We start from the raw sequence: 25164 nt of genomic DNA, 5'->3' as shown, positions 1-25164 counted from the left end.
CACTCATTGCCCGGTATTGCCGGACAGGTACAACCCATAGTCATTCGGCCGGCTCGAAGTACGCCGTCTCTGCCACGGGATACACTGACTGCCATCCACCACCCAACGCCTTGTACAACCCGACGGCCGCCAGCGACACGCCGGTCGAGCTCTCGACCCACTGCTCCTGCGTCGCCAGCAACGCCCCCTGCACGGTGAGTACGGTGACGAAATCCACCACGCCCTCGACGTACTGCTGTTGCGCGGTTTCCAACGCGATGCGGTTCTGGCGCACGGCTTCGGCCAGGCTGTCGCGGCGTAACTGGCTGGCGTTGTAGGCGGTCAGTTGATCATCGATTTCATGCCAGGCGCGCAGCACGGTTTGCTGATAGGCGATAGCGGCTTCCTGTTGTTGCGCTTCACGCAACTCGAGCACGCCACGCAAGCGGCCTCCGTCGAACAGCGGCAAGCTGAATTGCGGGCCGATGCCGAACGAACGCGAACCCCAGGAGCCGAAGTCGCTCAGTTGCATGGCCTGGGAGCCGATATTCCCCGACAGGGTGATTCGCGGATAGAAATCGCCCTTGGCCACGCCGATGCTGGCAGTGGCGGCATGCAGTCGCGCTTCGGCCTGGCGAATGTCCGGCCGACGTGCAGCCAGTTGCGAAGGTACGCCGATGGCGACCTGACGCGGTGTTTGTGGCACCGGTGCGTCTGTGGATAACTCCGCTGCCAATGCCTGGGGCGGTTCGCCCATCAACAGGCTCAAGGCGTTGATCAGTTGCAACTGGCGCTGCTCCAGTGCGGGCAGGCGTGATTCGATGGCCGCCACTTGTGCGGCGGCTTCGGCGACATCCAGGTCCGTCGCGACGCCGTCGGCCAGGCGCAGTTGCGAAAGTTTCAGGCTATGGCGGGCGACGTCGAGATTCTGCTCGGTGACGAGCCGGGTGTTCTGCACACCGCGCAACTGAATGTAGTCCTGGGCGGTTTCAGCCAGCACCGACAGCAGCACACCGCGTCGGTCGTTCTCGGCGACTTCCAGGTTGGCGTCGGCCGCTTCGGTTTCCCGCCGCACGCGGCCCCAGAAATCCAGCTCCCAGGAAGCGGAAAAGCCGACATCCCACAGGTTGAAGGCGGATTGGCCGTTGTGTCCTGACGGATCGTTCAGGCCTTCACCGCTGTTGCGGTTGCGTCCGTAACGGCCGCTGGCGGCCGTGTTGGGGTAGCGCTCGGCGGTGATGACCTGACGCACCGCACGACTTTGCTGCAAGCGGCTGCTGGCCAGCTTCAGGTCGAGGTTGTCGGTCAGGGCGCGCTGGCTCAGGGCCGAGAGTTTCGGGTCGTGGAACACCTCCCACCAGCGCTCGGCCATCGATTCGGCGACAGCCTGGCTGGCGGCTGCCTTTGATGGTTTCGACCATTCGGCGATTGGCTGTGACTCAGGCTTCTGGAAGTCCGGGCCGACGGTGCAGGCTGACAGGCTCAGCACAAGCAAGACAGAAAAAGTCAGGCGAAGCTGATTGCCTCTTCGCGAGCAAGCCCGCTCCCACAGGGGAATGCGCTTCAATGTGGGAGCGGGCTTGCTCGCGAAGGCGTCAGCGCGATCAACGAATATCTTCATCGTTGAACAACCTCTTTCGCCTTGGCAGGGGCCGTATCAATACTCGCCTCCACCGACATCCCCACCCGCAAGCGCTCGGCCAGCGACTGTCCCGGCTCCAGCACGATCTTCACCGGTATCCGCTGCACCACTTTGGTGAAGTTGCCGGTGGCGTTGTCCGGTTTGACCGCGGCAAACGTCACCCCGGTGGCCGGGGCAATGCTTTCGACACGACCGTTCAATGCCGCACCACCCAGGCTGTCGACGCGCACTTGCACAGCCTGCCCCGGCTGCACATCTGTCAGTTGGGTTTCCTGGAAATTGGCCATCACGTATGCCTGCGCCAGCGGCACCACCGCGAGGATTTTGCTGCCCGGAGTGACGTAGGCGCCGACCCGCACCGCGCGTTCGCCGACCATGCCGTCCTGTGGCGCGACGATCCGCGTATAGGACAACTCGTAGCTGGCCATTTCCAGCTGCGCTTGCGCCCGTTTCAGCCCCCCTTCGGCTGCGTCGCGCTGGGCTGTGAGGATCTCCACTTGCTTGCGCTCTGCCGCCAATACCGCCGTGGCATTGGCCAATCGTGCCGAGGCCTGGTCGATACGCGTTTGCGCCTGTTGCGCATTTTGCACCGTGCCGGCGCCCACCCCGGCGAGGTGTTTGTAGCGGTTCAATTCATGCTCGGCAAAGGCCATTTCCGCCTTGGCCGAAACCACCGAGGATTGCGCCTGGGCAATCACCGACGCCTGACGCTCGAGGGTCGCCCGGGCGTTTTGCAGTTGCGCCCTGGCCACCAGCGTTTCGGCATCGGCGGCCTGGGCGGCTGCGCGCAAATCCCGGTCATCGATCAGCGCCAGCAACTGCCCGGCCTTGACCTGCTGGTTGTCCTCGACCAGCACTTGCTTGATAAACCCGGCAACGCGCGGCACGACCAGGGTGAAATCCGCCGAGACATAAGCATCGTTGGTGTTCTGCTGGGTACGCTTGCCGAACAGGCCGGGCATCGCCAGGTACATCAACACGCCGACGGCCAATGCGGCGGCCACGGCAACCGCGACTTTCTGCTTTGCTTGAGTGTTCATAAAAACCTTCTGTATCAGTGGAGCATTCAGGTCGGTGCGCGCGGCGGAAAGATCCGCGTCGGCAGCCAGAAAATCAGCAGGATCAAGGTCACGGCGATACCGGCCATGCACAGGTAAAGATCAGAGGAAGTGAGCACCACCGCTTGCTCATGCAGACGATGAGCGAGGCTTGCGCTGTCGCGCTCGGCCAGCGGCGAATTGCCGAGGCGGTCGACCAGCATGGTCGAGTGAAAATGCAGGCGAGCCGTGGTCAACGCCTCGATCACCCCGGTGGCGATGACCGCCGACAGGCCTTTGACGGTGTTGAACCAGGCCGATGCGAACGGCCCTTCCATCGGGCTGATGCTGCCGGTGGACAGCATCAGCAACGGCAACACCGCCATGGGCTGACCGAAAATCTGCAGCCATTGCAGCACATAGAAGTCGTCGCGAATCCACGCGGACGTCAGTTGCGAGCCGCCGACGCACGACAGCGCCAGCATGCTCAGGCCGATGCCCAACACCCAGCGGCAATCAACCCAGCGAAAGTTGCACAGCGCCGCCACCAACGGCAGCGCAATCAATTGCGGCAGCGCCGCCAGTAGCATGATCGGCGCGGTCTGCACCGGGCGATAACCCTGGACCTGCGCCAGGTAGCTGGACGGAATGATGATCACCGCCTGCAACACCACCAGCACGCCGGCCAGGGTCAGCAGGGCGAAAGACAGGTTACGGATGCCGAGCATCTGCATCTTGAAAAACGGCATCGGCTGCGACCACTCGCCGACCAAAAACAGCACCAGCAGCAACAGCCCGCCACCGAGCAATCCGCAGATCAGGTTCGACTCGAACCAGTCCAGGCGATTGCCCTGCAGGATGCCGATCACCAACATGCAGATGGCGGGAAAACCCAGTAGCACACCGCGCCAGTTGAAGGACTTGAAGCGCTCCAGGCGCAGGGGGTCCTGGGGTAAGCCATACGCCACTGCGGCCATGGCAATCAGGCACGGCGCGATGATTTGCCAGAAGGTCCATTGCCAGCCGACATACTCGGTCCACAACCCGGCCAATGGCGTGCCCAGGCCTGGGCCGAACGTCGCCGTCAGGGCATAACCGGCCAGGCCATACAACTTCACGTTGGCGGGCAAAAACCGCAGGGCCACGGTCATCAGCATCGGCGGTAAAGCACCGCCAGCCAGACCTTGCAACGTCCTCAGCAGCAACAAGCTTTCGTAATTCGGGGCGAAGGGGCACAACACGCCCAGCAGGGTGAACAGGCTGATGGCCCACAGGGTGAAACGCCGCAACGAGAACGTCACCGCACACCACGGCGCGAAGGCCATGGCCGCCACGGAGGTCGCGGTGTAACAGGCGACCAGCCAGGTGCCTTCGTCGTAGCCGATGGCCAACGCACCACGGATGTCGGCCAGGGCGACTTTGGTCACCATCTCGTTCAGGCCCGACACCAGCACCGCCAGCAATACGCCCACCAGGCCGATGATGATTCGAGGGCCGAAGACGGGTGGAGCGGCTGCCGTGCTGGCCGCAGCAACAGGTGCCGTGACCGTAAGGGAAGTCATGTACTGCAAGCTCCGGCGTGGAAAGACCGAAGCATTCTAGGAAGCGTGATGCCTGACGAAAATCAACTTATTGGTAGGTTATAAGTGCGCTAGACGCAACGATACAAAACCCCTGTGGGAGCGAGCTTGCTCGCGATAGCGGCAGACCAGTCGATAAAGATGTTGCCTGTATCGCCCTCATCGCGAGCAAGCTCGCTCCCACAGGGGTTCAGCGGTGACTTTCAGGTTGAGCGGCCAGCCACGTCTCATCGCAACACGACTTGAGCGTTTCACGCAGCCAGCGGTGGGCCGGATCCTTGTCGAAACGCGGATGCCAGGCCTGGGTCAGCATCAGGGTCGGCAAAGGAATCGGCAGGTCGAACGAGCGCAGCTTCAGTCCGAGCCGTCGCACACTCAGCAGCGCCTCTTTGGGCACCGGCAGAATCAGGTCGGAATCGGGCAAGGCAAACATCGCCGCATGAAAGCTTGGAGCGATCACCGCCACCCGCCGCTCCAGCCCCAGGGCATTGAGTGCGGTATCGATCGGCCCCCGGGCAATGCCACGCCGGGACATGCTGATATGGGAATAACCCGCATAGCGCTCTGCCGTGATCTCACCTTCCAACAGCGGATGATCCTCGCGCACCAGACCAACGAAGTGGGTGGAAAACAGGTTCTGAATCTTCACTTCCGGGGTCAACGGCCGGGTGTTGCTGATGCTCAGATCGATCCGCCCTTCGCGCAACGCCTCATCATCGCCATCGCCTTCCGGGACGAAACGCAACTCGCATTGCGGCGCCTGCCGGTCAAGGGTGTCGAACAGCTTGCCGCCGTAGACGCCGACAAAAAAGTCGTTGGCCCGAATACTGAAACGCCGCCGCAGCGAACTCAGCTCCACCGCATCGGCCGAACGAAACAGCAACCCGGCCTGCTCCACCACACTGCGCACCTGTTCGCGCAATTCCAGCGCCTTGGGGGTCGGCACCAAGCCACGGCCGGCGCGGACCAGGATCGGGTCGCCAATGGCTTCGCGGATGCGCGTCAACGTCCGGCTCATGGCTGCCGGGCTAAGGTTCATCCGCCGCGCCGCGCCCACCACACTGCCCTCGTCGAGCAAGGCATCGAGGGCGACCAACAGGTTCATGTCTGGGAGTTGCATGGTGAGCACTCATCGTCGATCTGGATTAACTTGGGAGCAATGCTAACAAGGAAGGGAGATGGTTGAGCGACGAGATGACACTTTTCGTCGCTTATTGACCTGATACAGCGCTCACCTCGATTCGGACGGTAGAGTTTTGGCGCCTTGGCGGACGCCTTCGCGGGCAAGCCCGCTCCCACAAGTATCTCTGGTGTTCACAAACTCTGTGCTCAATGAGGTACCTGTGGGAGCGGGCTTGCTCGCGAAGAGGTCGTCAACCGCGCTGCAGGACTAGCGCTCGTGCAGCGCCTCGGCCCGCGCGCGGATGATCGGCTTTAGCAGGTAGCTCAGCACGGTCTTCTTGCCGGTGATGATGTCCACGGAAGCCACCATCCCCGGAATGATCAGCAACGGCTTTTCATCGGTGCCCAAGTGGCTGCGGTCGGTGCGCAGCTTGATGATGTAATACGTGGTTTTCTTGTCTTCATCGGTAATGGTGTCGGCGCCGATCTGCTCCAGCCTGGCCTTCAACCCGCCGTAGATGGTGTAGTCATAGGCGGTGAATTTCACCGTCGCTTCCTGCCCCGGATGCAGGAACGCGATGTCCTGCGGGCGGATCTTCGCCTCGACCAGCAAGGTGTCGTCCAGCGGCACGATCTCCACCAGGTCGCTGCCCGGCTGGATAACCCCGCCGATGGTATTGACCAGCAACTTGTTGACGATACCCCGAACTGGCGAAGTGACCAGCGTTCGGCTGACCCGGTCTTCCAGGGCCTTGCCGGTGGCCTGGGCCTTGTTCAGGTCGGTGCGTGCTTCGTTGAGTTGGGTCAGGGCTTCGCTACGGAACTTGCCGCGGGTTTCATCGACCTTGCGCTGCACTTCCTTGATCGCCGATTCGGCACGCGGAATGGCCAGGGTGGTGGCGTCGAGCTGACCACGGGTCTCCGCTTCGGCACGCCTGAGGCGCAGGACTTCCACCGGCGATACCGCGCCCTGGGCCACCAACGGCTCGGACATGCTGATTTCCTGACGCTGGAAGCCCAATTGCTGGCGATACTGCGCCTGCTTGGACGTGAATTCGCGCAGCTCTTGCTGGCGCTGGATCAGCTGCTCCTGCAAGCCGCCAATCTCATCGTGCAACTGTTGGCGGCGGCTTATATAGAGCGACTCTTCGCTCTTGGCCTGACCCGGCACGGCCTTGAGCACATCCTCGGGGAAGTTCAGCGGGCGATCTTCGACCTCGGCGCTCAGGCGTTCGACCCGCAGCAGCATCGACAACCGATCGGCCTCGGTTTCACCAACGTTCGAAGCAAATCGTGTGTCGTCCAGGCGAATCAGCGGTGCGCCAGCCTCGACGATCTGGCCTTCCTTGACGAACAGCTCGGCAACGATACCGCCTTCAAGGTTCTGGATTTTCTGAATCTTCGACGATGGGATCGCCTTGCCGTCGCCCTTGGTCACTTCGTCGATCACCGCGAAGTTGGCCCAGAGCATCAGGAACACGAAGAACGCGATGATCGCCCAGATCGTCAGCCGCACCACTCGCGGCGCATCCTCGATCAGCGCCTTGTTGACCTCCGGCAGCGGCTGGCCCTGAAGTGAAGCAGAGCCTTTGAAGTAGCGACGGATCGAATCCTTACCCGACTTAAGCAACACTGATCTGCCCCTTCTTCAACGCTTCCATCACCGCGGCTTTCGGGCCGTCGGCGAGTATCTGCCCGCGGTCGATCACGATCAGCCGATCCACCAGCGACAACAGCGATGCCCGGTGCGTCACCAGCACCATGGTCTTGTTTTCGATCACCGCTGCCAGGCGCTGTTTGAGACGTTCTTCGCCAGTGTTGTCCATGGCGCTGGTCGGCTCGTCGAGCAGCAGGATCGGCGGGTTGAGCAATAACGCACGGGCCAGGGCGACGTTTTGCCGCTGACCGCCGGAGAGGTTCTGCCCGCGCTCGCCGACTTGCAGTTCATAGCCCTGCGGATGCAGGCGCGCGTACTCGTGGACGCCGGCCAGTTCTGCGGCTTGCAGCACCAGCTCGTCCTCGACATACCGCGCGCCGGAAACCAGGTTGTCGCGCAAGGTGCCGGCAAGCAACTGAATATCCTGGGGCACGTAGCCGATGTTGTAGCGCAGCTCGCTGACATCGATCTGGCGGATATCCACACCATCGACCAACAACGCACCGTCATCCGGCTGGTACAACCCCACCAGCAATTTCGCCAGCGAGCTCTTGCCCGAGCCGCTTCGGCCAATGATGCCCACCTTCTCGCCGGGATGAATCGACAGGTTGATGTTCTTCAGCGCCAGGTTCTGCTGTTGCGGGTAGGTGAAGTTGAGCTGGCGGCACTCAATACCGCCCTGCAGCACCTTGCGGCTGAGCGGACGCTCTTCGAAATTGCGCTCTTGGGGCAACTCCATCATCTGGTCGACCGAGGTCATGGTCACTCGCGCCTGCTGATAGCGGGTCAACAACCCGGACAGTGACGCCAGCGGACTGAGCGCACGCCCACTGAGCATGTAGCAGGCAATCAGGCCGCCCATGCTCAGGTGACCGTCGATGATCTGGTACACGCCGAAGACGATCATGATCACCCCGGCCAGTTGCTGGATCAGCAAGGTGATGTTCATCGCCAGGCCAGAGAGCATTTTCACCCGCAACTCAAGACGACTGAGGGTGCCGATGGTCTGCTCCCACTGATACTGGCGTTCGCTTTCGGCGTTGTTGACCTTCACCGCATCCAGGCCGGCCAGGGTTTCGATCAGGCTCGACTGACGCTCGGCCCCCAGCGCCATGGTCCGTTCCATGGTTGCCACCAGGGGTTTCTGCAAGGCATAGCCGATGGCCAGGGCAATCGGGAATGCCAGCACCGGTATCCACACCAGATGCCCTCCGAGGATCGCGATGACGATAAAAATCAAAATAGTAAAAGGCAGGTCGATCAGGCTGGTGAGGGTCAGCGAGGCGAGGAAGTCGCGCAGGTTCTGGAACTCATGGATGTTCTGGGCAAAGCTGCCGACCCGCGCGGGCCGGTATTTCATGGCCATGCCGACGATGCGCTCGAACAGCGTGGCCGAGATAATCAGGTCGGTTTTCTTGCCGGCCAGATCCAGGCACAGGCTGCGCAGGCTTTTCAGGATCAGGTCGAAGAGGTAGGCGCCCGTGATGCCGAGTGCCAGCACCCAGAGCGTCGCTTCGGCCTGGTTCGGCACGACGCGGTCGTAGACGTTCATCACGAACAACGGCGCAGCCATGGCAATGATGTTGATCAGAAAACTGGCGGCAATGGCATCGACATACAACCAGCGCGAACGCTTGAGGGTGTCGCGGAACCACGAGCGCGCACGCGGAATCAGCGTGCCGTGGTTGACGTCGAATTTGTGCTGCGGCTGGGCGAAAAAGACCCTGCCGGTGTAATCGTCGGCCAGCAGCTCACGGCTGACCAGGGACTCGCCGCCATCGCTTTCGCTGAGCAGCACCCGTACCTGATCTTCGCCTTGCCAGCCAAGCAGGACGGCACTGCGACCGCCCTTGAGCAGCAGCAATGCCGGCATGGCAATCGCCGGAATATCCTCCAGCTTGCGTTGCAGCACCCGACCTTGCAGCCCCGCGCGAGCTGCCGCACGTGGCAGCAACTCGACACTCAAGCGTTGCTCGGGCAGCGGCAGGCCGGTGGTCAGCATTGCCGCGCTGGCAGGCTTCTGGTGCAGCATGCAAAGAGCGAGCAGACCATCCAGCAGCGGATCGTCATGCAACGCGCGCGGATCATGAATGAGTTGAACCCGACTGACTTCTGATTCCACGCTCGGCACTCTTGGCTAACAATTGAAAAATGAAGGTCCTGCTCAATTCATACCGGGCAATTGGACCTTGGGCTTCACATCGTTTTGCACAACGGATGCCAATGGTGCGACTACTCCCTGGCTCTTGAGCAACTCGCCCATGGTCGCTTTGATTCGGTACTGCGTAAATAACTGAGTATTCCTGATCTCCGCCAGACGGCGAGAGGAGGTAAACAGTTCGTTCTCACTGTCGAGCAAATCGAGCAGGGTGCGCTCACCGAGGCTGAACTGACGCTGATAAGCGGTACGCACGGCGGTGCTGTGATCGACGTATTGCTGGGCGATCGGCACCTGCGCGTTGGCATTGTTCAGGGCGTTCCAGGCCAGGCCCAGCTCTTCATTCAATTGGCGCAGGGCGTTGTTGCGGATGTCCAGCGCCTGGTTCGACAGGTACGCCTTGGATTCCAGATCGGCCTTGTTGCTGCCGCCGGCATACAGGTTGAAGCGCATGCGCAGCATGGCTTGCCATTCGTTGTTGTGGCCGTCCTGACCATCAATGTCGTTGTCCGCGGTACGGCCCAACTCAGCATCGAAGCGTGGGTAGAACGTCGACTTGGCCGTGTCGTACTGCTTCTCGGCAGCGGCGATATCGGATTCGGCCGAGCGCAGGATCGGGCTGTTTTCCAACATCTGCGCACGGGCCTCATTCAGGTTGGCCGGCATCAGCGCCATGAAACTCGCCGGGCGCTCCAGTTGATCGGGCATCTGGCCGACAGCGGAGAGGTAGTTGGTTTCGGCATCAGCCAGGTTGGTCTGCTCGGTGATCAGGTTGTTGCGCGCCTGAGCCATCCGCGCCTCGGCCTGATCGAGGTCGGCGCCACTGCCAACGCCACGCTGGGTACGCAGCTGGATCTGGTCGTAAATGCGTTGGTGGCTCTTTAGGTTGTCCTCGGCCAGACGCACGAATTCGCGACGGGTCAGCACATCGAGATAAACCTGGGCCACCGTCAGCCCGGTACGCTCGGAAGTACTCAACAGCGAGTAGGCGCGGGAGTTGACGGCGGCTTGTTGACGCCCCACTTCGCTGGACGTCGCAAAACCGTCAAAAACCATTTGGGTCAGTCGCAAACTGGACTCACTGCGATTCAGGGTTTCCCAGTGCTTGTTGCTGCTGCTGTCCGTGCGCGTCGTCACGCTATCGGTGCCTTCACGACCGTAGCCACCCAGCAGGTCGACCCGTGGCAGGTATCCACCTTTCGCAGCCTGCAACTGATAGTCCGCAGCCAATCGGCTGTTGACGCCTGCCTGGACCTCCGGATGGACATCCAACGCTTGTTGCATGGCGTCTGGCAAGGATTGCGCCTGGACGAAAGACGCGGCAAGGACGAAAGGTAGAGCCATGAACAAGGGCGAACGCATGTAGGAATTTCCCAGAACTTCTTGTCTTGAATCACAGCAAAAGAGCTCGCTGCGTCGGAAGATGGCAAGCCGAATGACCGTATGTCGGAAAGTTCAAAAGCGGAACTGGATCACATACCGAGGACAGGTCACCACTGAAATATCAATGTGACATTACAGGGGCGATTGTTTAGGATGACCTGCAGAAGGTCAATAGTTTGGCATAAAGTTAATAGCGAAAAATCATAGCCAAATTATTGACTAATTTATGCGTCAAACTTGTGCATCCATTTTGCATACGTCCTGATTGGTCAGCGCAGACGCCATCAGGTCTATGGACGTCAACTGAACGTGACACCCCGGAGAGTCTTCAATGAGCAGTGTTGTTGCCATCGTCAAAAGCATTGTCGGTCAGGTTTTCGTGGTGTCCCCCGAAGGCATCCGCCGCGTTCTCGTGGAAGGCGACAAACTGTTTGCCGGTGACCAGATCGACACAGGCCTTTCCGGCGCCGTGTCCCTGGAACTGGCCGATGGCCGCACCATCGACCTGGGCCGTGACACCCAATGGAGCGCTGACGCTCCGGACTCCGGCACTGATCTGGCAGCCGCCACCGCGCAGGCCGCGCCGTCCGTTGAAGAGCTGCAACAAGCCATTGCCGCCGGTGCCGACCCGACCAAAGACCTTGAAGCCACGGCGGCGGGTCCGACGGCGGCGGGTTCTGGTGGTGCCGCCGGTGGCGGTCACAGCTTCGTGATGCTCGATGCTACAGCTGGCCGCGTCGACCCGACCATCGGCTTCCCGACTGCGGGTATCAACTCTGCCGAGCAAACGACCCTGGAAATCCCGGGTGGCCAGTCCACCAATGCCAACGCCAACACCAACACCAACACCAACACCAACACCAACACCCCGAGTGAATCAGTCCTCAGCCTCAGCGCCACACCAACCATCACCGAAGCCGGTGGCGTGCTGGTGTACACCGCGACCCTGACCCAGGTGCCGCTGAGTGACCTGACTGTTACCTTGTCCAACGGCGCCGTGATCGTGATTCCCGCAGGCTCGACCACCGGCACCGCCAATGTGCCACTGGCTGCGAACGACACTGTTTATAACGACGCGACCCAGATCGAAGTAACTGTCACCGGAACCAGCGGCGGCAGCGGCATCACTGTGACGCCGCCGACTACCCCGGCCGTGACCCAGGTCACCGACACCGTCGACACCACCACAGTCACCCTGACGGCCGGCAACACAGTCACCGAAGGTGGTCAGATCACTTACACCGCCACCCTGACCAATCCGGCGCAGACACCAGTAACCGTCACACTGTCCAACGGTTCGACCATTACCATTGCCGCCGGCCAGACCAGCGGCATCGTGAACGTGCCGACTGCGGCCAACGACGTTTACAACAATGGCAGTACCGTCAGCACCACCATCACCGGCACCACGGGCGGAAACTTCGAAAATCTGGTGCCAAACACCACACCAGCCGTGACCACCATCTCCGATTCCGTGGACAACACGGGGCTGACCCTGACCGCCACTGGAAACATCACCGAAGGCGGCCAGATCACCTACACCGCCACCCTGAGCAACCCGGCCGGCACGCCGATGACCGTTACCTTGAGCAACGGCTCGGTCATTACCATCGAAGCGGGCAAAACCACCGGCACCGTCGTGGTCGAGACCCCGGCCAACGACGTTTACGTGAATGGCAGCACCGTCAGCACCATCATCACCGGCACCACCGGCGGCAACTTCGAAAACCTGGTACCGAACACCACACCAGCCGTGACCACCGTCACCGACTCCGTGGACAACACCGGACTGACCCTCACCGCCACCGGCAGCATCACCGAAGGCGGCCAGATCACCTACACCGCCACCCTGAGCAACCCGGCCGGCACGCCGATGACCGTTACCTTGAGCAACGGCTCGGTCATTACCATCGAAGCGGGCAAAACCACCGGCACCGTCGTGGTCGAGACCCCGGCCAACGACGTTTACGTGAATGGCAGCACCGTCAGCACCATCATCACCGGCACCACCGGCGGCAACTTCGAAAACCTGGTACCGAACACCACACCAGCCGTGACCACCGTCACCGACTCCGTGGACAACACCGGGCTGACCCTCACCGCCACCGGCAGCATCACCGAAGGCGGCCAGATCACCTACACCGCCACCCTGAGCAACCCGGCCGGCACGCCGATGACCGTTACCTTGAGCAACGGCTCGGTCATTACCATCGAAGCGGGCAAAACCACCGGCACCGTCGTGGTCGAGACCCCGGCCAACGACGTTTACGTGAATGGCAGCACCGTCAGCACCATCATCACCGGCACCACCGGCGGCAACTTCGAAAACCTGGTGCCGAACACCACACCAGCCGTGACCACCGTCACCGACTCCGTGGACAACACCGGGCTGACCCTGACCGTCACTGGTAACATCACCGAAGGCGGCCAGATCACCTACACCGCGACCCTGACCAATCCGGCCGGTACGCCGATGACCGTGACCTTGAGCAATGGCTCGGTCATTACCATCGAAGCGGGCCAGACCAGCGGCAGCGTCAACGTGCCAACTGCGGTCAACGACGTTTATGTCAACGGCAGCACCGTCAGCACCACCATCACCAGCACCACCGGCGGCAATTTCGAAAACCTGGTGCCCAACACCACACCGGCTGTGACCACCATTACCGATTCCGTGGACAACACCGGGCTGACCCTGACCGCCACCGGCAACATCACCGAAGGCGGTCAGATCACCTACACCGCGACCCTGAGCAACCCGGCCGGCACGCCGATGACCGTGACCTTGAGCAACGGCTCGGTCATTACCATCGAAGCGGGCAAGACCACCGGCACCGTCGTGGTCGAGACCCCGGCCAATGATGTTTATGTGAATGGCAGCACCGTCAGCACGACCATTACCGGTACCACGGGCGGCAACTTCGAAAACCTGGTGCCGAGTAAAGAGCCGGCAGTAACGTCCATCACTGACTCGATCGACACCACTACGGTAACGCTGACCGCGACGCCGAGCGTGGACGAGAACGGCACCATCACCTACACCGCGACCCTGACCGACGCCCAGGGCAAGCCGGTGACGGCGCAGAACAGTCCGGTGACCGTGACCCTCGATAGCGGCAAGGTCATCACCATCGCTGAAGGCCAGAGCTCCGGCAGCTTGCCGGTGACCGTGGTCAACGACGCTTACCAAGGTCCGACCACGGTTACCGAGTCCATCAAGGACACGGCCGGCGGCAACCTCGAAGCGATCAACCCGATCAAGACCCCGGTGGACACCACGGTCAATGACGTCAATGACACCACCACCGTGACCTTGACCGCCACCCCGAGCGTGGACGAGAACGGCACCATCACCTACACCGCGACCCTGACCGATGCCCAAGGCAAGCCGGTCACCGCGCAAAACGGTCCGGTGACCGTGACCCTCGACAGCGGCAAGGTCATCACCATCGCCGAAGGTCAGAGTTCCGGTAGCCTGCCGGTGACGGTGGGCAACGACGTCTACACCGGTCCAACCACTATCACCGAATCCATCAAGGAAGCGGCCGGTGGCAACCTGGAGTTGGTGTCGCCAAACACAACGCCAGTGACTACCACAGTCAACGATGTCAACGACACCACCACCGTGACCCTGAGCGCGACGCCGAGCGTGGACGAAAACGGCACCATCACTTACACCGCGACCCTGACCGATGCCCTGGGCAAACCGGTCACCGCGCAAAACGGTCCGGTGACCGTGACGCTGGACAGCGGCAAAGTGATCACCATCGCCGAAGGCCAGAGCTCCGGCAGCCTGCCGGTGACGGTCGGTAACGACGTCTACCAAGGACCGACCACCGTCACTGAGTCGATTAAATCGGCTGACGGCGGCAACCTCGAGTCCATCGAACCGGTGAAAACACCGGTCAGCACCACGGTCAATGACGTCAACGACACCACCACCGTGATCCTGACTGCCACGCCGAGCGTGGACGAGAACGGCACCATCACCTACACCGCGACGCTGACCGATGCCCAGGGCAAACCGGTCACCGCACAAAACGGTCCGGTGACCGTGACGCTGGACAGCGGCAAGGTCATCACCATCGCCGAAGGCCAGAGCTCCGGTAGCCTGCCGGTGACGGTCGGCAACGACGTCTACACCGGTCCAACCACTATCACCGAATCCATCAAGGAAGCGGCCGGTGGCAACCTCGAAGCGATCAACCCGGTGAATACCCCGGTCAGCACCACGGTCAACGATGTCAACGACACCACCACGGTGACGCTGAGCGCGACGCCGAGCGTGGATGAAAACGGCACCATCACTTACACCGCGACGCTGACCGACGCCCAAGGCAAACCGGTCACCGCACAGAACGGTCCAGTGACTGTCACGCTGGACAGCGGAAAGGTCATCACCATCGCCGAAGGTCAGAGTTCCGGCAGCCTGCCGGTCACCGTGGGCAACGACGTGTACCAAGGTCCAACCACTATCACCGAATCCATCAAGGAAGCGGCCGGTGGCAACCTGGAAGCGATCAACCCGATCAAGACCCCGGTGAACACCACGGTCAACGATGTCAACGACACCACCACGGTGACCCTGACCGCGACGCCGAGCGTGGACGAGAACGGCACCATCACCTACACCGCGACGCTGACCGACGCCCAGGGCACACCGGTCACCGCGCAGAACGGTCCAGTCACCGTGACGTTGGACAGCGGCAAGGTGATCACCATTGCCGAAGGCCAGAGTTCCGGCACCCTGCCGGTCACCGTGGGCAACGACGTCTACCAAGGCCCGACCACCGTCACCGAGTCGATTAAATCGGCCGACGGCGGCAATCTCGAAGCCATCGATCCGGTGAAAACCCCGGTCAGCACCACGATCAACGACGTCAACGACACCGCCACGGTGACCTTGACCGCGACGCCGAGCGTGGACGAAAACGGCACGATCACCTACACCGCGACACTGACCGATGCCCAGGGCAAACCGGTCACCGCGCAGAACGCTCCGGTCACCGTGACCCTCGACAGCGGCAAGGTCATCACCATCGCTGAAGGTCAGAGTTCCGGCACCCTGCCGGTCACCGTGGGCAACGACGTCTACCAAGGACCGACCACCGTGACCGAGTCGATTAAATCGGCCGACGGCGGCAATCTCGAAGCCATCGATCCGGTGAAAACGCCGGTCAGCACCACGGTCAATGACGTCAACGACACCACCACCGTGACCCTGAGCGCCACGCCAAGCGTGGATGAAAACGGCACCATTACCTACACCGCGACCCTGACCGACAAGAACGGCGCCCCGGTCACCGCGCAGAACGGTCCGGTGACTGTCACGCTGGACAGCGGCAAGGTCATCACCATCGCCGAAGGTCAGAGCTCCGGCACCCTGCCAGTGACCGTCGGCAACGACGTCTACCAAGGACCGACCACCGTCACCGAGTCGATTAAATCGGCCGACGGCGGCAATCTCGAAGCCATCGATCCGGTGAAAACCCCGGTCAGCACCACGGTCAACGACGTCAACGACACCACCACGGTGACCCTGACCGCGACGCCGAGCGTGGATGAAAACGGCACCATCACTTACACCGCAACCTTGACCGACAAGAACGGTGCCCCGATCACCGCGCACGACACGCCGGTCACCGTCACGCTGGACAGCGGCAAAGTGATCACCATCGCCGTCGGTCAAAGCTCCGGCACCCTGCCGGTCACGGTCGGTAACGACGTGTACCAAGGCCCGACCACCGTCACCGAATCCATCAAGGACGCGGTGGGTGGCAACCTCGAAGCGATCAACCCGATCAAGACTCCGGTGAACACTACGGTTACCGATGTCAACGACGCCACCACCGTGAAGCTGACTGCTACCCCATCGGTGAGCGAGAACGGCACGATCACATATACCGCGACCATCACCGACAAAAATGGCGTCCCTGTCACTGCACACGACACCCCGGTGATCGTGACCCTGGACAGCGGCAAAGTGATCACCATTGCCGTCGGTCAAAGCTCCGGCACCCTGCCAATCACCGTGGGCAACGACGTCTACAACGACGCGCCAACCGTTACCGAATCAATCAAGACCGCCAGCGGCGGCAACCTGGAAGCCCTCGGCACGGACAAGACGCCAGTGTCGACCAGCGTCAGTGACTTCCAGGACACCACCACTGTCAGCATCAGCGGCAGCACCTCGGTGACCGAAGGCCAGACCGCCAGTTACACCGTCAGCCTGACGCACCCGGCGCAGACAGAAGTGACGCTGAATATTGTCTACAGCGGTACCGCTGCCGACGGTTCGGACTTCACCGGTGTGTACATCGTGAAGATCCCGGCGGGCGCCAGCAGCGCCGACTTCAACGTCGCGACCATCGATGACAAGATCACCGAAGGCACCGAAAACTTCGTGGTCAAGATCGACTCGGCCACCGGCGGCAACTTCGAGAACCTGGCGATCAGCTCGTCCAACGGCAGCGTCAGCACTTCGATCATCGACAACGATGCACCGCCAGTGCTGGATCTCGATGCCAACAACTCCAGCGGCGCGTCCGGGGCCGATTACCAGGTGACGTTCACTGAAAACACGGCCGGTCCTGGCGTGTCGATCGGCGATACCGACCTGAGCATTACCGACCCGGACAGCACCCTGCTGACCGGCGCAACGATCGTGCTGACCAACCGTCAGCCAGGCGACGCGCTGAACCTGGGTAATAGCGTCAATGGCATCACGGTCAATGCCAACAGCCAGGACGGTTCCATCACGCTGACACTGTCGGGCAACGCGACGCTCGCTGACTACATGCAGCAGATCAAGAACATCACCTTCACCAACAACAGTGAAGATCCGGGCACCGTGCCGCGCATCATCACCATGACGGTGACCGATGGCAGCAACTACTCCAACACCGCGGCCACCACGGTCAACGTGGTGGCGGTCAATGACGCACCGATTGCAGCACCGGTCAATGTCACCGGCACCGAAGACACGCCTCTGATCCTCGGCTGGTCGACCTTCGGCGTCAGCGACGTCGACAGTCCGGCCACCAGCCTGGGCGTGAAAATCACCCAGCTGCCGGGCGAGGGCAAACTGCAGTACCTGGACGGCGAGACCTGGAAAGATGTCGCCACCAACCAGACATTAAGCAAGGCTGATATCGACGCTGGAAAACTGCGCTTCATGCCGGATGCCAACGAGTCGGGCGTGGACGGATACGGCCCCGGCACTGGCGACCAAAAGGCTGACTACGCGCAACTCCAGTTCCAGCCAACCGACGGCCAGGCGCTGGGCAACACCGGCACGATCAAGATCGACATCACCCCAGTGGCGGATGCGCCGACCCTGAGTGTTGCCGACAACAGCGTGAAGTCCACCGGGTTGATCAAGGAAGTCTGGACCGGTCTCTCGGGTCTGGGCACCAACGGCAACGGCGCGGACTCGACCACGCTGAAAAACGTGATCGACGCCGCTGGCACAGCGAACTCCAAAGGCACCGTGACCAACGTGCAGTCCGACGGTGGCGTGACCGCCGGTACGGCGTCGAAAACCTCCGGCCTGATCTACCTCGAAGCCGGCAAGACCTACACCTTCAGCGGTACCGGTGATGACAGCCTGTTGGTGACCATTGGCGGCAAGAATGTGGCCTCGACCACATGGGGCGCGGGCGGCAATCTCAATGGTTCGTTCACCCCGACCAGCAGCGGTTACTACACCCTGGACATCTACCACCACAACCAGAGCGGCCCGGGCAACTATGACGTCAACCTGTCGGTCAACGGCAGCACGCCGATCGACTTGAGCAGTGCCGGCGTACCGATTTACACCGGCGTGTCGGATCTGGTGAATGCCGGTGTGACCGTGTCCGACTTGCACGGCACCCATGGCGAAGGCTACTACGACGGTTACAAACTCAATACCGGTGCCGAAGGCACCAGTGTGAAATTGTCCGCCATCACCACCGCGCCGACCGACACCGACGGCTCGGAAAGCCTGAGCCTGAAGATCAGCGGCATGCCGGTCGGCTCGGTACTCACCGACGGCGCGGGGCATACCTTCACGGTCACCGCAACCAATGGCGAGGCCAATGTGACGGACTGGAGCCTCGGCTCTCTGACCGTCACTCCACCACCGTACTACAACGGCCAGTTCAACCTGACTGTGACCTCGACCTCCACCGAAGCCCTGGGTGGTTCGGCCAGCAGCACTTCGCAGATTCCCGTGACCGTGTACCCGGTGGTCTACAACGCCGTCACCGCCACCGCGGCCAATGACACCGTCACCGGCACCGACGGCAATGACATCATCGTCGCCGACATCGGTGGCCTGACCGTGGTGCCGGGCACCAACTACAACATCGCATTCATGGTCGACAGCTCCGGCAGTATGAGTACCTCGTCGATCAACTCGGCCAAGGACTCGCTGACGTCGGTGTTCAACACCCTCAAGCAAAGCCTGGGCAGCAATTCGGGCACGGTGAACATCTTCCTGGTGGACTTCGACACCCAGGTCAACAAGTCGGTGTCGGTGAACCTCAATGACCCGAATGCGCTGACTCAGTTGAAGGCGATTCTGGACTCGATGTCGTCCGGCGGCGGCACCAACTACGAGGACGTGTTCAAAACCACGGCCAACTGGTTCCAGAGTGCGGACGCCGTGGCCAACACCGGGGCGAAGAACCTCACGTATTTCATTACCGACGGCAAGCCGACTTACTACCAGAGCGGCGAGTCGACCAACCCGACCCTGTATGGCAGCACAACACTCGATAGCCTGATCACCACCAGCAACTATCAGTTGGGTAAAGCGATCAGCCTGTTCCCCGACAGCACGCACCAGATCGACATTACCGCCTCGGGCTACGTGACGGTCTGGACCAAGAACGGCAATGACAGCGGCAATGGCAATGGCAATGGCAACGGCAACGGCAACGGCAATGGCAACGGCAACGGCAACGGCAACGGAGATGAATGGTCATCCAAGGACTTCGGCTATCTGCATGCCCAGGGCGACGGCACCTACGAGTTCTCGGGTCGTGACGGCGACGGCAACAGCACCGACGGGGACACCACCAGCAACGCCACCGACAGCTTTACACTGCTGAGCAAGCTGTCGAATGTCGAGGCCATTGGCCTCAACAGCGGAGTGAGCCTCAACGACCTGAAGCCATACGACTCGGATCAAACGCCACAAACCAACATCGATCCGAAGGATCTGGCCAACTCGATCATTGGCCACACCGAGACGACGATGCCGGGCAACGACACCGTCAGCGGTGGCGACGGCAACGACATCCTGTTCGGCGACCTGGTGAGCTTCAACGGTATTGCCGGCGAGGGTTACCAGGCGATGCAAGCCTTTGTGGCGCAGCAATCCGGTGTGGACGCCAGCAAAGTCACCACCAGCAATGTGCACCAGTACATCACCGAGCATTACACCGCGTTCGATGTGTCCGGTGCCCATGACGGCAACGACACCCTGCTGGGCGGTGCGGGCAATGACATCCTGTTCGGCTCAGGCGGTAACGACACCCTCGACGGTGGCAAGGGCAATGACATCCTGCTCGGCGGTACTGGCACCGACACCCTGATCGGCGGTTCCGGTGGTGATACCTTCGTCTGGAAAGCGGGCGACACCGGCAACGACGTGATCAAGGACTTCAAGGCCAGCGAAGGCGACCGGATCGACCTGCGCGATCTGTTGCAGGGCGAAACCGGCAGCACCATCGACAACTTCCTGAAGATCACCACGGTCGATGGCGTGTCGTCGCTGCAGGTCAGCTCGGCCGGTCAGTTCAACTCGGGCAACGCCGCAGCCGCCACGCCGGACGTGACGATCAAGCTGGAAGGCAACAACTGGTCGAGCGCCAACCTGCACAACCTGATTGCCGGTAGCGACCCGACCATCAAGGTCGATCACAACAACAGCTGATGCACGAAAACGACCGCCCCTTATGGGGCGGCCGTCACGTTTGCGTCCACTGCCCGGTGACGATTTCGTCACCGCGCCACATACTGGCGTGCAGTTGACCTATGCTGCTGACAGCACGACGCTGGCTCAAATCCGAGGGGTGCTCAATGTTTTACGTGCAACGCGATGCGCAGGGCCTGTTGGCACGCGTGGAACCCGCCGCCTACGCCGAGGCCACGGAAACGCTGGCGGCCGACAATCATGAAATCCAGGCCTGGTTTGCCAACGCGGCTGTGGAGAACAGCCTCAAACAGCTCAAGCAAAGTGACCTGGAAATGATCCGGGTACTCGACGACTTGATTCAGGTGCTGACCCAGAAAGGCGTGATCCGCGTCACCGACCTGCCGATGGCGGCCCAGGCCAAACTGATGGACCGGACCCAGGCGCGTGAGGCGTTGGGTGGGTTGAGTCAGTTGATCGATGAGGATGAAAGCGGATTGATCTGATCATTGATCCTCAGTGATTGTTCCAACCTCATCGCGGGCAACCCAGCTCTAAAGAGTTACTTCCAGGGCTTGGGCTCGCCGAACAACTGGCCCTGCACACCGTATAGCCCCATCTCGCGAATCACCGACAACTCGCCTTCAGTCTCGACCCGCTCGGCAATCAACGGCAAATCAATGCTGTGCGCCGCCCGCTGGATCGCCTCGATGAACAGGCGTTTGTCACTCTCCAGATCAATCGACCGAATGTAGCTGCCATCGATCTTCAGGTACGCCAGCCCCAGCCGTGCCAGGTTGCCGATCATGCTGAAGCGGCCACCAAAACGTTGCAGGCTCAGGGAGAAGCCGAGCTCACGCAGGCGCCGGGTCAGTTGCTCCAGCACCGCTTGGTCAGGCAATTGCTCTTCGCCAATCTCCAGGGTCAAACGCGGGCCGAGGTTGGAATTTGCGCGCAGTATCTCGAAGATTTTGTTTTGCGCCTGCGGGTCGGCCAGGGTAGCCGACGACAGATTCAGCGCCAGCGACGCCTCATGCCCGCTCATTTGCTCCAACACCCGCTCGAGCATCAGCCGATCCAGACGCGCGGTCCAGCCGAAGCGCTCCAGCCAAGGCAGAAAACGCCCGGCGGGGATGGTCTGACCGTGCTCGTCGAGCAGTCGCGACAACACTTTGTAATGCAGTACCAGTTGCGTGTCCTGGGCGGCGACTACCGGTTGGAAATACAGCTCGAAACGCCGCTGTGTCAGCGCCTGGTCGAGCATCAGATGCCAGGCGTGGTGATCGTCGCCGACACTGGCCGCAAGGCTGTGTTCGATACAGGCCCAGTTCTGCTCGCCCTGGCCTTCGGCCTGCGCCAGCGCCTGGTCACCCAGGCTGAGCACGGTTTGCGGTGAGTCACCATGAGCAAAAGGCGCCAGGCCGATGGACGCCACGGCAGCCACATCGGTGGCGCCGGTAGCGTGAAGACTGGCCAAGGCACTGTCGAGGTTCTGCGCCAGTTGCAGCGCTTCTGCCCGCACCAGCCCCGGTGCCAGTACGGCAAATTCGCCACCACGGATACGGGTGACCAGGTTCTGGGTTTCCGGGTATTTGGCGCACTCGCGAGACAGTTGCTCACCGACGGCTTTGAGTACTTCATCGGTGCGCTGGCCGCCTAGACGCTGATTGAGACCGGCCAGATCCTTGACCCGCAACAGCAGCAGATAACCGGAACTGGCCTGCTCCGGATTGCTTACCCGCGCATTCAGTTGCATCTCGAAATAACGCCGGTTGGCCAACCCGGTCAACGAGTCCTGATAGGACTCGACCCGTAGTTTTTCACTGCGCTCAGCCTGCTCCTGGAACAGCGCCTTGAGCTTCTCGACCATCTGGTTCATGGCCTGCACGACCCGGCGAAGTTCGGGGGTGCGCGGCAGTTCCGGCAGACTGAGGAATTCCCGTCGGGCGATGGCATGGGATTGCTGGACCATGTAATCCAGCGGTCGCAATTGCTGACGCAGTAACAGTGCGCCGAGTACCGCACTGACCGCGCCACATAGCAGCAACCAGCCCAGGCTGCCCAAGGCGCTTTGCCACAACTTGGCCAGCGCGAACATCGGGTGGCTGACCACCTCGACCCGGGCTGCCTGCTCCCAGCCACGGCTGACGATCGCGTCACCACCGGCAGGTTCCAGGCCGATCAGTTTGACGAACCAGTCCGGAACGTTGTTGACCGTCGGAATGCCTGTGCGCTCGACCAGGGTCTGGTCGGTCTTCAGATCGACCACGCGGATGCTCGCGTAGTAACCGCTGTCGAAAATCGAGCTGACCAGCAACTCGACCATCGCCGGGTCGTCGATGTTCGGTGTCAGGGAAAGCGCCAGCGCCGTCGCGGCGTCCTGGGCATGGGAGCGCAACTGATTGACGTACTGAGTGCGCGAACTCTCCAGACTGACCATGAAACTACCGGTGAAGGCGACCACCAGAAACAGACAGATAGCAATCAACAGCTGTTTGAACAAAGACATCTGAGCGTGTGCTCCTAGTTAGTCGTCTGGACCGGGAATCCTTCGGCCTGCATTTTCTTCAACACATCCTGCCAACGCGAAAGGCGTTTGGTATCACCGACCTTTTTGTTGCCCTTGGCACCCGGCAACCACAACCCTTCTGCATTGAAAGAGTAGACCGGCAGCAAATCCGTTCGTTGGCTGGCCGGCTTGATTGCATCAATCAGGCTGTCGAGCACCAGGGGCTCGACTTCCGGACTCGAGTAGTAGGTCAGCACCATGTGCGCGCGGTTCTGGGTCAGTGCCTTGACATAGGTGATACGCAGCTTTTCACTGGCTACACCGAGGTGACGCAGGCTGAAGTACTTGGCAATAGCGTAGTCTTCACAGTCGCCGGCGCCTTTCCAGAGGGCTTCGATCGGGGTTTCCCAGTAGTCGACTTCGTGCCACAGGTCGATGTCTTCGACGTATCGCAGCTGTTTGTTGAAAAAGCGATTGACCACATTGAGTTGTTCCAATTCGCCGAGCTGCTTCTGACTGACCAGCAAGTATTGCCAATCATTAATGCGCTGCTGACCTTCTCCCAAAGGTCCATACAATGCCTGCGCCCGTCGGCTGATCAGGGAAAAATCCCAATCGGCGCTCAAGCTGCCCAGCATCACGCCAGTCAGCAACAATGCGCTGCACAGCCAGCGTAAAATCCGGGGGATCGTTAAACTTGCCGCCAATGCGAGGCATCCTGGATAGGCAGGAGGGAGTCGTTTGAATGGTGAAGGTTAGACCGGGAAAAGACAATGGCACAGTGAGATCACTGGCGGCGCGCTAAACTGCAAGAAGGGCACTCGTGAGCCTGTTTGACAAGCCGTCAGTCAGTTACTAGGGTCACTTGGATCCAAAAAAATTCCATCAATCAGGGTGCGTTTAGTGACACAAAAGCCCAACCCTCTCAGCAGTATCAAGGTCAACGGGCCGATTCCCGCTCATATGGCACGCTCGGTGATCGAAGAAACCCTGCGCGCGGCCATACTCGACGGGCGCATTCCTTGCGGTGCGGCCCTGCGCCAGCAAGACCTCGCCGACCTGTTCGGCGTCAGCCGCATGCCCGTACGCGAGGCCTTGCGCCAGCTCGAAGCACAATCGTTGCTCAACGTGATTGCCCATAAGGGCGCCGTGGTCGCGCCGCTGGTCCAGGGCGACGCCGTGGAAACCTATGCGCTGCGCATCCTGCTGGAATCCGAAGCCTTGCGTCTCTCGGTGCCACTGCTCCGGGACGAAGATCTCGAACAGGCTGCCCGTTACATCGACGAACTCGAAACGCAAAGCGACTACACCGAAATCGGCCGGCTCAATCGCCTGTTCCACATGGCGCTTTACAGTCGGGCGCCCAATCGCCGGCTGTTGAATCTGGTCGAAGACGGTCTGATCGAAGAGGAGCGGTTCCTGCGTTTCAACCTGGAAGCCATGGGCCTGGGCAAACTGTCCCAGGACGACCACCGGGCACTGTTGCGGGCCGCCGAAGACCGGGACGTCGAACGCACCGTGAAGTTGCTCGAACATCATCTGAACCGAGGGGTCGAGGTCATTACGCGCTACCTCAACAGCCCTGAAGTCCAGGCCAGGAACAGGTCGAAGTAGCCCGCGGCGGCAAGCCCGGGGAACCTATCGAAGGGTTCACCTCGCTTGCCGCGCATCCCCCCAAAAAATGCTCCGCGAATAATTTGATTACAAATCCCCCCGCCCCATACCACACCACCTTTGCGGTGCCATGCCGCGCCCCAACGCCCCGCCGCCTTAAAGCCCGACCATTGCAACGCTTGCGTGATGCCTCAGTAATGGCGGCCACCTCGATTTACGCCCACTCTGGATAACCAGGACAAATAACGGGTGACGCTCCGTGCGAATGGAGCAGTCCCTGCCCCCAGAAGCGAAGGAAGGAGCCTCATCACGGGAACGGAAGGATCGGCATCACTCGCGCCCCACTTCCACCCCCTCAGACATCCCCAACGACACCCGCTAAAGAAGTTACTTCGAGTGAGGCATTCACTCTTTATTCAATTCTGACTCATATAAGCCGGAAGGAGTAACTACGCCAAAATAAAACCAATATAAAAAGTTTTATTGAAACTTATCATCTTCAAAAAAGTTGAATATTAAAATAATACCGAAACAAGTTGATTAACACTTTATATGTGTATTAGTTTTTCTTCGCCGTCAGCT

Annotated in this window: 12 protein-coding genes; 3 read left to right on the top strand and 9 right to left on the bottom strand. The window is 61.0% G+C overall.

What is annotated here, in order from left to right:
* Positions 1-40 precede the first annotated feature (40 nt).
* From AC3IT9_RS00650 to AC3IT9_RS00620, 7 genes are all read right to left on the bottom strand, one after another.
* Entirely contained in the window at positions 41-1600 is a 1560-nt protein-coding gene (locus tag AC3IT9_RS00650) for an efflux transporter outer membrane subunit (RefSeq protein ID WP_489271668.1), read from the bottom strand.
* Positions 1597-2661: an HlyD family secretion protein gene (locus AC3IT9_RS00645; RefSeq protein WP_150726388.1), complete on the bottom strand. Its 1065-nt coding sequence runs from the start codon at positions 2659-2661 to the stop codon at positions 1597-1599. The genes AC3IT9_RS00650 and AC3IT9_RS00645 overlap by 4 nt, the downstream gene beginning before the upstream one ends.
* A gap of 26 nt (positions 2662-2687) precedes the next feature.
* Entirely contained in the window at positions 2688-4220 is a 1533-nt protein-coding gene (locus AC3IT9_RS00640; RefSeq protein WP_489271666.1) for an MFS transporter, read from the bottom strand.
* 208 nt (positions 4221-4428) lie between these two features.
* Positions 4429-5358, bottom strand: a complete 930-nt coding sequence (locus tag AC3IT9_RS00635; protein WP_489271665.1) for a LysR family transcriptional regulator — start codon at positions 5356-5358, stop codon at positions 4429-4431.
* A gap of 270 nt (positions 5359-5628) precedes the next feature.
* Positions 5629-6993 (bottom strand): HlyD family type I secretion periplasmic adaptor subunit, encoded by a 1365-nt coding sequence (locus AC3IT9_RS00630; RefSeq protein WP_151215156.1) that lies wholly within the window; start codon positions 6991-6993, stop codon positions 5629-5631.
* Positions 6983-9139: a type I secretion system permease/ATPase gene (locus AC3IT9_RS00625; protein WP_489271663.1), complete on the bottom strand. Its 2157-nt coding sequence runs from the start codon at positions 9137-9139 to the stop codon at positions 6983-6985. Before AC3IT9_RS00625 ends, AC3IT9_RS00630 begins: the two co-directional genes overlap by 11 nt.
* 42 nt (positions 9140-9181) lie before the next feature.
* Positions 9182-10537 (bottom strand): TolC family outer membrane protein, encoded by a 1356-nt coding sequence (locus AC3IT9_RS00620; protein WP_489271661.1) that lies wholly within the window; start codon positions 10535-10537, stop codon positions 9182-9184.
* A 352-nt stretch (positions 10538-10889) separates the two neighbouring features.
* On the opposite strand from AC3IT9_RS00620, the gene AC3IT9_RS00615 reads away from it, so the two are divergent.
* Positions 10890-20480: a retention module-containing protein gene (locus AC3IT9_RS00615; RefSeq protein WP_489271660.1), complete on the top strand. Its 9591-nt coding sequence runs from the start codon at positions 10890-10892 to the stop codon at positions 20478-20480.
* A 146-nt stretch (positions 20481-20626) separates the two neighbouring features.
* Positions 20627-20965 carry a tryptophan synthase subunit beta gene (locus AC3IT9_RS00610; RefSeq protein ID WP_489271659.1) on the top strand — a complete coding sequence of 113 codons (339 nt, stop codon included), beginning with the start codon at positions 20627-20629 and terminating at the stop codon, positions 20963-20965.
* 56 nt (positions 20966-21021) lie between these two features.
* Here AC3IT9_RS00610 and lapD read toward each other — a convergent pair whose 3' ends face one another.
* Together lapD and lapG are read right to left on the bottom strand one after the other, a co-directional pair.
* Positions 21022-22968 (bottom strand): cyclic di-GMP receptor LapD, encoded by a 1947-nt coding sequence (lapD, locus tag AC3IT9_RS00605; protein WP_489271657.1) that lies wholly within the window; start codon positions 22966-22968, stop codon positions 21022-21024.
* A 14-nt stretch (positions 22969-22982) separates the two neighbouring features.
* A complete protein-coding gene (lapG, locus tag AC3IT9_RS00600; RefSeq protein ID WP_489271655.1) occupies positions 22983-23675 on the bottom strand; it encodes a cysteine protease LapG in 693 nt (230 codons plus the stop codon).
* Positions 23676-23871: 196 nt separating this feature from the next.
* Here lapG and AC3IT9_RS00595 point away from each other — a divergent pair, with 196 nt between their 5' ends.
* Entirely contained in the window at positions 23872-24582 is a 711-nt protein-coding gene (locus tag AC3IT9_RS00595) for a GntR family transcriptional regulator (RefSeq protein WP_150756640.1), read from the top strand.
* Positions 24583-25164: the final 582 nt, after the last annotated feature.

The sequence above is a fragment of the Pseudomonas sp. KH_046_1 genome (genome assembly GCF_057839025.1).
The sequence above is the reverse complement of the archived record's forward strand: the minus strand, read 5'-3'. Positions and strand labels throughout refer to the sequence as shown.

Excerpts from the sequence above, each read along its gene's own strand:
- AC3IT9_RS00615 (WP_489271660.1), top strand. The coding sequence starts at position 10,890 with ATGAGCAGTGTTGTTGCCATCGTCAAAAGCATTGTCGGTCAGGTTTTC.
- AC3IT9_RS00610 (WP_489271659.1), top strand. The coding sequence starts at position 20,627 with ATGTTTTACGTGCAACGCGATGCGCAGGGCCTGTTGGCACGCGTGGAA.
- lapD (WP_489271657.1), bottom strand. The coding sequence starts at position 22,968 with ATGTCTTTGTTCAAACAGCTGTTGATTGCTATCTGTCTGTTTCTGGTG.
- AC3IT9_RS00635 (WP_489271665.1), bottom strand. The coding sequence starts at position 5,358 with ATGCAACTCCCAGACATGAACCTGTTGGTCGCCCTCGATGCCTTGCTC.
- AC3IT9_RS00645 (WP_150726388.1), bottom strand. The coding sequence starts at position 2,661 with ATGAACACTCAAGCAAAGCAGAAAGTCGCGGTTGCCGTGGCCGCCGCA.
- AC3IT9_RS00620 (WP_489271661.1), bottom strand. The coding sequence starts at position 10,537 with ATGCGTTCGCCCTTGTTCATGGCTCTACCTTTCGTCCTTGCCGCGTCT.
- AC3IT9_RS00650 (WP_489271668.1), bottom strand. The coding sequence starts at position 1,600 with ATGAAGATATTCGTTGATCGCGCTGACGCCTTCGCGAGCAAGCCCGCT.
- AC3IT9_RS00640 (WP_489271666.1), bottom strand. The coding sequence starts at position 4,220 with ATGACTTCCCTTACGGTCACGGCACCTGTTGCTGCGGCCAGCACGGCA.